We start from the raw sequence: 8,512 nt of genomic DNA, 5'->3' as shown, positions 1-8,512 counted from the left end.
AGTGCGTCGAGCTGGTTCATGGTGCCTCCATGTTAGCCCATGACAGATACTGATGATTTTGAAATTGAAGGAGAGAGACCATGGTCACCCTTGCCACTGCCGAACATCGCCCGCGACTCGTGCTGGCGGCCGCCGGGCTGCTGCGCGCCCACCGGGTGGCGGCCCTGGCCACGCTGGAGGCCGATGGCTCGCCCTTCGTGTCGATGGTGCCGTTCGCGCCCGAGCCGGAGCAGGGTTGGCTGGTGCTGCATGTCAGCGCGCTGGCGCAGCACAGCGGCAACATGGCGCGCGAGCCGCGGGTCTCGCTGCTGGTCATGCAGCCCGAGCAGGCCGGTCAGCCGGTCCATGCCTTGCCGCGCCTGACCCTGCTCGGACAGGCCAGCCCGCTCGAGCCCGGCAGCGAGTCCTGGGCGCGCTGTCGCGCCGCCTACCTGGCGCGCTTTCCCGAGGCCGAACCGATGACCCAGCTCGGCGACTTCCGCTTCGTCGCGATCCGGCCCGAGGGCGCGCGCCAGATCGCGGGCTTCGGCACGGCGCGCTCGGTCGAGGCGGACGAGCTGCGCGGGGCAATCGTGCTGGCTGCCGAGCCGCCTGCCCCGGAGGTTCCGGCCCAGTCCTGACGATCCGGCCCGGGGCCTGAGAGGATTCAGCGCGTGGCGCTCGGACCGTCCAGCGCCGCCTGCACCGCCTGGCCGAGCTCGATCACGGCCAGTGCGTAGTAGCTGCTCCAGTTGTAGCGCGTGACGACGTAGAAGTTCTCGGTGCCCGCGACATGGCTGGGGGGCGATCCGCCCTGCAGCGGGTCGCCGTTGCGCAGCTCGACCAGCGCCAGCGGGCCGGCATGCTCGCTGGCTGGCGGTGCCAGCTTCGCGCCCAGGGCCTGGAAGCGGGCTGCATCGAAGCTGGGCTTGATGTCGGGCGCGAGCAGCGTGGCCAGGTCCGTGCCGCTGGCCTCCAGCCGCACCGGGTAATGGGTCGGCATGCCGCTTTGCCAGCCATGCTGCTGCATGTAGTTCGCCACTGAGCCGATCGCGTCGGCCGCGCTGTTGCGCAGGTCGATGCGGCCGTCGCCGTCGAAGTCGACCGCGTAGCGGGTCCAGCTGCTCGGCATGAATTGCGGCAGTCCCATGGCGCCGGCATAGCTGCCGCGCCAGGCATCGGGCGAAACCCCTTGTTCGCGCGAGAGCTGCAGCAGGGTCTCGAGCTCGCCGCGGAAATAGGCCTGGCGCTCGGCCGCGCGCGGGTGGCTGTCCGGGAAGTCCAGGCTCAGCGTCGCGAGCGCGTCGAGCACGCGGTAGTTGCCGGTGTGGCGGCCGTAGAGCGTCTCGACGCCGATGATGCCGACGATCAGCCAGGCCGGCACGCCGTAGCTGGCCTCGGCGCGCGCGAGCGTCTCGCGCTGGGCCTGCCAGAAGCGCAGTCCGGCCTCGATCCGGACCGGCTCGACGAAGCGTGCGCGGTAGGCGGCCCAGTTCTTGGCCATGCCGGGCTGGGCCGGCGCGATCAGACGCATCACGCTGGGCAGCTGCTGCGCCTGCCCGATCCAGTGCTCGACCCAGTCCTGCTCCCAGCCCCGGCGCTGCGCGATCTCGGCGGCGAGCGCCTGTGCGGCGGCCTGGCCCGCGTAGCGCCGCGTGTCCTGCTCGGCCTTGGCTGGTGCGCGCCTGGCCTTCTGTGCGCTGGCGAGCACCAGGTCGGGGGTCGGCGCGGCCTGGCTGTCGCTGGCGCTCGCGGCCGGGCTCACGGCCAGCAGGGCCAGTCCCAGCGCTGCCAGCCCGCAGGCCCGGCCCATCGTCTGACCGATGGACTGGCCACGGCGGCGGCCGGCAGTTTGCCGGGTCGTTCGGCTGGCGGCAGGGGCTGCAGAGACCGCAGGGGCTGTCGAGGCGGCGGCTGGCATGGAGAGGAAGTTGTCGGGCATTGAAGCTCAGGGGCAAAAGCCCGAGCGTAATACAGATGGCCGTCCTGGCGCGGGCGGCGGCGCATCAAGGCGGCGCTTCAACGCGGCCCGACCTGACCTGGAGCAGCACGCTGCGGCCCGGGCCAGTCCAGCGTGCGTGCCTGACGCCTGAGTTCGGCCAGCGGGCGCTGGCTGGCCGGATCGTAGCGCTGGCGCTCGAGCTCGAGCAGCCAGGCCTGCAGCGGCGCGAAGCGCTGGCCGGCTGGCCCGTCGGTGGCCAGCAGCTGGGCCAGCTGGCGCGGCGTGGCTTGCGGCGCCACGGCATAGCCGGCACGCCGCAGCCTGTGCCTGGCCCGCTGCAGCAGCGCGAGCCAGGGGTCGCGCGAGCGCAGGCGCCAGCAGGCTCGGCCGGCTGCGAGCAGGCACAGCGCCGCGAGCAGCCCGGACAGCAGGCGCAGCAGTTGGTTCGGGTCGGCATCGTCGATGCCCAGCCACTGCAGCAGATCGAGCTGGCGCTGCTGGTTGTAGTCGAGCACCCACTGCTTCCAGCGGTAGTCGAGCGCTTCCCAGACCCGGCCCAGCTGCAGAGCCAGCGAGGGACTGACCTGGACCATGGCATCGGCCAGCAGTCCCGGTGCCGGGTGCAGGCGCTCGAAGGCCGCTATCCGTTCCGGCTGCACGGCGGCGGTCGGGTCGACCCGGGTCCAGCCGCGCGCGGGCAGCCATGCCTCGGCCCAGGCATGGGCATCGCTCTGGCGCACGCTCCAGAGCCCGTCGACCGGATTGCGCTCGCCGCCCTGGTAGCCCGTGACCACGCGCGCTGGCACGCCCATGGCGCGCAGCAGGATCACCGAGCTGGCCGCGATATGCTCGCAGAAGCCGGCGCGGCGCTCGAACCAGAACTCGTCCGCGCTGTCGCGGCCGAAGCGGCCGGGCTCCAGGGTGTAGCGGTAGCCGCCCTGGCGCAGCTGCGCGAGCAGGCGCTCGATCTTGCGGCGCCCGGCTTCCTGGCCCGGTGGCAGGCTCTGCTCGATCTCCTGGCGCCAAAGCGCTGCGAGCGCCAGCGTGCGCGGGTTGTAGCCCGGCGGCAGGGCCAGCCATTCGTCCAGGGCCGGGCTGGCAGCTGCCGGGCCGTGGCGGAAACTCAGATAGCTTTGCGCCTGGTAGCGCAGCAGTTCGGTCACCGGCCGGTCGGTCAGCCATTGCAGCTCGCCGTTCATCCGCGCCGGATAGCCCGGAATCTGCGGCGCCTCGGGGCTGGCCTCGAGCAGCAGCAGCCAGGGCATGCCGCCGGGCTCCTGCGTGATCTGGTAGCGCAGCGGCTCGCCCTCGACCCGCAGTTCGGCCGCCTGCCCATCGGTCGGCCTGGGACTCGGGCGCCATTCGAGGCCGTCGAACTGGCTCAGCACCGGGCCGCGAAAATAGAGCGCTGACTGCGCCGGTGGCGGGCCGTCGAAGCGCACGCGCAGCGCGATCCGGTCGTCGAGCGCCAGCCTGGCGATCTGTCCGACCTGCATCCGTTCCGACAGGCCGCTGCGCGCGCCGAGCGCATCAGCCGGCAGGTTCCACAAGGGTCCCAGGCGCGGGAAGAACAGGAACAGCAGCAGCATCAGCGGCGTGCCGAGCAGCATCAGCCTGGCCGCGATCCGCGCCGCCAGCGCCAGCGGCGGCTGGCCGACCGGTAGCTGGGCGTTGACCAGCGCGGTCAGCAGCCCCCACAGCGCGATCAGCATGGCCAGCGCGGTCAGCAGCGACTGCGAGTGGAAGAACTGGCTCAGCAGCGTGAAGAAGCCGAGGAAGAACACCACCAGCGCATCGCGCTGGGCCCGCAGCTCCAGGGTCTTGAGCGCGAGCAGCAGCAGGACCAGCGTCACGCCGGCCTGCTGGCCGAGCAGGGTGCCGTACTGCAGCCAGGTCGCGACCAGGATCAGCAGCAGCAGGGTGCCGCGCCAGACCGGATGCGGCAGCGCGCGCTGCTGCAGCGCCAGCCAGCCGCGCCCGAGCAGCAGTGCCAGGCCGAGCGCGCTGCTCCAGCCCGGCAGGTAGGGGAGCTGCAGCAGCAGCACCCAGGCGATCACGGCCAGCAGGAACAGGGTGTCGCGCATCTCGCGCGGCAACCGGGCCAGGGGGGGGAGCGGGCGCGTGAGCTTCAGCACAGCGCCAGCGCCTCCAGGCAGCGCTGCCGGTGTGCCGGGCCATGGTCGGGCGCGATCTCGAGCTGCTCCAGGCGCAGGCCATAGTCCAGGCCCTGCGCCTCGGCGGCCAGCACCCAGGCACAGAGGCGGCTCAGCCGGGCTTCGGTGTCGGCCAGGCCGGTCTGGGCCGGATCGAGCCAGCAATGTCCACCCGGCGGCTGGCTGAATTCGCGGCTGGTCCAGGGCGCCCCTGCGCTGGCGGACTGCTGGGCGACCTTCTTCCAGGCTACCCACTTGAGCGGGTCGCCGCAGCGCCAGGGGCGCAGCCCTTCCCATTCGTCGCTGTCGCCGGCGCGGTCGATGCCGGGCTGGTCTTCCAGCTGGCCGCTGAAGGGCGGCAGCGCTGGCGCCGGGTTCTCGGGCGCCGGGTAGACCAGCAGCAAGGCGGCTGGCCGCCACCAGCACCAGGCGCGAAAGATGCCGAGCGGAAAACGGCCCTGGATCTGCAGCGCCGGCAACGGGTGGTGTCCGCGCCGGGGCATGGTGCAGCGCAGCTGCCGCGTCGCCTGGCTGTGCGCGGGCAGGTCGCTCCAGTCCACTGCGGCCGGGTTGCCATGCTCGCTCATGCCGGGCTCGAGCCAGCCGAGCGCGAGGCCGTAGCGTGACCGCCGCCCGGGGTTGTGCAGCGTGACCGCGAGCCGTGCCGACTGCCCGGCATGGACCGGCTCGCCGGGCTGCAGCTGCAGCCGCAAGCCGTTGAGGTTGGCGTGCGTCAGGTGCAGCGCCACCACCGCGCAGCCGGTGAGCAGGAAGGTCAGCAGATAGCCCAGGTTGAGCTGGTAGTTGATGCTGCCGACCAGCATCACGAGCAGCGTCAGCGCCAGCATCAGTCCGGCGCGCGTGGGCAGGATGTAGAGGTTGCGCTGGGTCAGCTCAAGGCTGTCGCTGGCCGGCTGGCGCCGCAGCCACCAGCCCTGCCAGCGCCGCCCGTCCGGCCTCTGGCGCGGCTTCGGCTGGCCCGGGTCGGTGGCGCGCGGCTCGGTCGGCATGGCGGCGAGCGGCTCAGCGCAGCGCAGTCGCTGCCAGCAGCGCCTGCAGCTGCTCGATCGCGCCGCGCCCCGCGGCGGGCAGCGGCGTGAGCCGGTGCGCCGCGGTCTGCGGCAGGATGGCGGCGATGTCGTCGGGCGCGAGATAGTCACGGCCCTCGAGCAGCGCATGGGCCTTGGCCGCGCGCAGGATCGCGAGCGCCGCGCGCGGGCTCAGGCCCTGCAGGAACCAGCGTCCGTCGCGCGTCGCATCGACCAGGTCCTGCAGGTAGTCGAGCACCGCGTCGCTGACCTGCACCGCCTGGGCCGCCGCCTGCAGCCGTGCCAGGGTCGCCGCGTCGAGCAGCGCGGGCAGCGACTGCAGCAGGCCGCGCCGGTCCTGGCCGCGCAGCAGGCTGCGCTCGGCCGCGCGGTCGGGATAGCCGAGCCGGATGCGCATCAGGAAGCGGTCGAGCTGGGACTCGGGCAGCAGGTGGGTGCCGATCTGGTCGTGCGGATTCTGGGTCGCGATCACGAAGAAGGGGCGTGGCAGCGGCCGCGTCTGGCCCTCGACCGAGACCTGCTGTTCCTCCATCGCCTCGAGCAGCGCGCTCTGCGTCCGCGGGCTGGCGCGGTTGATCTCGTCGGCCAGCAGCAGCTGGGCGAACAGCGGCCCGGGATGGAACACGAAGGCCTGGCTGGCGCGCTCGAAGACCGAGATCCCGAGCAGGTCGCTCGGCATCAGGTCCGAGGTGAACTGCACGCGCGAGAACTCCAGGCCGAAGCTGCGTGCCAGCGCCTGCGCCAGCGTCGTCTTGCCCACGCCCGGCATGTCCTCGATCAGCAGGTGGCCGCCGGCCAGCAGGCAGGTCACGCAATCCCTGACCTGTAAGGATTTGCCAGCCATCACCGTGTTAAGCTGATCCAATAAAGAGGAGATCATGGTCGGAGTGGATTGCATCTGCCCCACCTTAATGGAAAACGCACATCATGAATGCGACAGGTTATTACACCCATTCCTTGTTCCGCAAGCACGAGATGGGATCGGGTCATCCCGAATGCCCGCAGCGGCTGGCTGCGATCGATGACCGGCTGCTGCTGACCGGCGTGCTCGACGCGCTCGAGCACCGCGACCCGACGCCGGCCTCGGTGGCCGAGATCGAGCTCGCGCACGGCCGCATGCATATCGCAGCGATGCGCGGCCTGTGCGATTTCCTCAAGGAAGACCTCCTGGCCGGCGGGCCGACCCATTACCACCTCGATGCCGACACGGCGCTCAACGAGTACAGCTACGAGGCCGCGCTGATGTCGGCCGGCGCGGCGATCTGCGCCACCGATGCGGTGATCGCGGGCGAGCTCGAGAACGCCTTCTGCGCCGTGCGTCCGCCCGGCCACCATGCCTGCCGCGACAAGGCGATGGGCTTTTGCGTCTTCAACAACGTGGCGATCGCGGCCAAGTACGCGCTCGAGCGCCATGGCCTCGAGCGGGTGGCGATCGTGGACTTCGACGTCCACCATGGCAACGGTACCGAGGACATCGTCGCCGGCGACGACCGTATCCTGATGTGCAGCTTCTACCAGCACCCCTTCTACCCCGAAGGCGGCGCCCTGTCCGACGCGCCCAACCTGCTCAACCTGCCGGTGCCGGCCTATACCAAGGGGCTGGAGATCCGCGAGCTGATCGAGTCCAGCTGGCTGCCGCGGCTCGAGCAGCACCGGCCGCAGCTGATCTTCATCAGTGCCGGCTTCGATGCCCACCGCGAGGACGATATGGGCCAGCTCGGCCTGGTCGAGCAGGACTATGCCTGGATCACGACCCAGCTCAAGGCCGTGGCCAAGCGCCATGCCCAGGGCCGCATCGTGAGCTGCCTCGAGGGCGGCTACGACCTGGGCTCGCTCGCGCGCAGCGTGGAGGCGCATCTGCGCGTGCTCGCCGACGTCTGAGGCCGCCCGGCCGGGCGAGAAAGTGCTGATTCTGTGGCAAGCTAGCGGCTTCGTTCCAACGCCGTTCAGCTGCCTGTGACCGCCACTCCTTTCCCCATCGACGATTTCTCGCTCTGGTTGTCCTCCTTCGGCCAGCGGGGCGTACTGCTCGAGCTGGCCATCCTGGTCGGCTGTGGCCTGCTGGCCTGGGGCGTGGTGGCCTTGCTGCGCCGCGTCTTCTCGCCCGACGAGACCCACTCGATCTGGTTCGGTCGCGGCCTGGTCGATGGCGTGCTGTTCCCGACCCTGCTGCTGGGCCTGGGCTTTGCTGCCCGCACCCTCTGGTCCGCCAGCCATCCGGTCCATCTGCTGAGCATCGCGATACCGGTGCTGGTGTCGCTGGTCGTGATCCGGGTCGGCGTCAAGGTGCTGCAAGTGGCCTTCCAGCAGGCGGCCTGGCTGCGCCCGATCGAGCGCACCATCTCCTGGCTGGCCTGGCTGTCGATGGTGCTGTGGGTCAGCGGCCTGCTGCCGGTGCTGCTCAACGAGCTCGACCAGATCCACTGGAAGATCGGCGGCAGCAAGCTCTCGGTGCGCACCCTGATCGAAGGCGTGCTGACGGCCTGCGCGGTGCTGCTGGTCACGCTGTGGATCTCGGCGGCGATCGAGTCGCGGCTGTTGCGCGCGGCCACCGGCAGCGAGCTGTCCCTGCGCAAGGCGGCCAGCAACGCGACCCGCGCGCTGCTGATGTTCGTCGGCCTGATGGTCGCGCTGACCTCGGTCGGCATCGACCTGTCGGCGCTGTCGGTGCTGGGCGGCGCGGTCGGCGTCGGCATCGGTTTCGGCCTGCAGAAGCTCGCGGCCAACTATGTCAGCGGCTTCGTGATCCTGACCGAGCGCAGCATGCGCATCGGCGACATGGTGCGGGTCGACAACTTCGAGGGCCGCATCACCGACATCAAGGCCCGCTTCACCGTGATCCGTTCGCCCGCCGGTCGCGAGGCCATCGTTCCCAACGAGATCCTGATCACGAACCGGGTCGAGAACCTGTCGCTGACCGATCCGCGCGTGTCGCAGTCGACCGTCATCAGCGTTGCCTACGACAGCGATGTCGACCAGGTCTCGGCCCTGCTGGTCGAGGCCGCCGTGGCCCAGCCGCGCGTGCTGAAGGATCCGGCGCCGCTGGCCTCGCTGTCGGCCTTCGGCGCCGACGGCCTCGAGTTCACGCTCGGCTACTGGATCGCCGACCCCGAGGCCGGCACCCTGGGCCTGAAATCCGACATCAACCGCGCCATCCTGGCTGCCTTCCGCGCCCAGGGCATCGAGATTCCCTATCCGCAGCGGGTGCTGCATGTGACCGCAGCCCAACCTGCCGCTGCAGCCGCGGCGACCCCATCGATTGCCCAGGCATGACGCATCGTAAAACTGGAATAGAATTCCAGTTTTGTTGACCTCAATCACTTGCCCACGGCATTGATTGCCAATTTCACCCATCAGCAGGAGCCAAAATGAAGATCCTCGTCCCCGTC

The 8,512-nt window shown here is 70.6% G+C and carries 7 protein-coding genes; 3 read left to right on the top strand and 4 right to left on the bottom strand.

What is annotated here, in order from left to right:
* The first annotated feature begins 80 nt into the window (after positions 1-80).
* Positions 81-620: a HugZ family pyridoxamine 5'-phosphate oxidase gene (locus tag C6P64_RS10600; protein ID WP_105748540.1), complete on the top strand. Its 540-nt coding sequence runs from the start codon at positions 81-83 to the stop codon at positions 618-620.
* A 26-nt stretch (positions 621-646) separates the two neighbouring features.
* Here the strand turns inward: C6P64_RS10600 and mltB are convergent, their stop codons facing one another.
* The 4 genes from mltB to C6P64_RS10580 all read right to left on the bottom strand — a co-directional run bounded on the left by mltB (position 647) and on the right by C6P64_RS10580 (position 5,967).
* The gene (gene mltB, locus C6P64_RS10595) at positions 647-1,792 is read right to left on the bottom strand and encodes a lytic murein transglycosylase B (protein WP_105748539.1); all 1,146 of its coding nucleotides are present in this window, start codon (positions 1,790-1,792) and stop codon (positions 647-649) included.
* Positions 1,793-1,998: 206 nt separating this feature from the next.
* The gene (locus tag C6P64_RS10590; RefSeq protein WP_342747529.1) at positions 1,999-4,056 is read right to left on the bottom strand and encodes a transglutaminase TgpA family protein; all 2,058 of its coding nucleotides are present in this window, start codon (positions 4,054-4,056) and stop codon (positions 1,999-2,001) included.
* Entirely contained in the window at positions 4,050-5,084 is a 1,035-nt protein-coding gene (locus C6P64_RS10585; protein WP_105748538.1) for a DUF58 domain-containing protein, read from the bottom strand. The genes C6P64_RS10590 and C6P64_RS10585 overlap by 7 nt, the downstream gene beginning before the upstream one ends.
* 13 nt (positions 5,085-5,097) lie before the next feature.
* Positions 5,098-5,967 carry an AAA family ATPase gene (locus tag C6P64_RS10580; RefSeq protein WP_245911698.1) on the bottom strand — a complete coding sequence of 290 codons (870 nt, stop codon included), beginning with the start codon at positions 5,965-5,967 and terminating at the stop codon, positions 5,098-5,100.
* A gap of 83 nt (positions 5,968-6,050) precedes the next feature.
* On the opposite strand from C6P64_RS10580, the gene C6P64_RS10575 reads away from it, so the two are divergent.
* Both C6P64_RS10575 and C6P64_RS10570 read left to right on the top strand, forming a co-directional pair.
* Complete coding sequence (locus C6P64_RS10575; RefSeq protein ID WP_105748536.1) at positions 6,051-7,004, top strand: histone deacetylase family protein; 954 nt, start codon at positions 6,051-6,053, stop codon at positions 7,002-7,004.
* Positions 7,005-7,079: 75 nt separating this feature from the next.
* The gene (locus C6P64_RS10570; RefSeq protein WP_105748535.1) at positions 7,080-8,396 is read left to right on the top strand and encodes a mechanosensitive ion channel family protein; all 1,317 of its coding nucleotides are present in this window, start codon (positions 7,080-7,082) and stop codon (positions 8,394-8,396) included.
* Positions 8,397-8,512: the final 116 nt, after the last annotated feature.

The organism is Malikia granosa, assembly GCF_002980595.1.
Classification (GTDB): Bacteria; Pseudomonadota; Gammaproteobacteria; order Burkholderiales; family Burkholderiaceae_C; genus Malikia; species Malikia granosa.
The sequence above is the reverse complement of the archived record's forward strand: the minus strand, read 5'-3'. Positions and strand labels throughout refer to the sequence as shown.

What these genes read in the sequence shown, in the direction of transcription:
- C6P64_RS10600 (WP_105748540.1), top strand. Translation starts at nt 81, where the DNA reads ATGGTCACCCTTGCCACTGCCGAACATCGCCCGCGACTCGTGCTGGCG.
- mltB (WP_105748539.1), bottom strand. Translation starts at nt 1,792, where the DNA reads ATGGGCCGGGCCTGCGGGCTGGCAGCGCTGGGACTGGCCCTGCTGGCC.
- C6P64_RS10585 (WP_105748538.1), bottom strand. Translation starts at nt 5,084, where the DNA reads ATGCCGACCGAGCCGCGCGCCACCGACCCGGGCCAGCCGAAGCCGCGC.
- C6P64_RS10580 (WP_245911698.1), bottom strand. Translation starts at nt 5,967, where the DNA reads ATGGCTGGCAAATCCTTACAGGTCAGGGATTGCGTGACCTGCCTGCTG.
- C6P64_RS10575 (WP_105748536.1), top strand. Translation starts at nt 6,051, where the DNA reads ATGAATGCGACAGGTTATTACACCCATTCCTTGTTCCGCAAGCACGAG.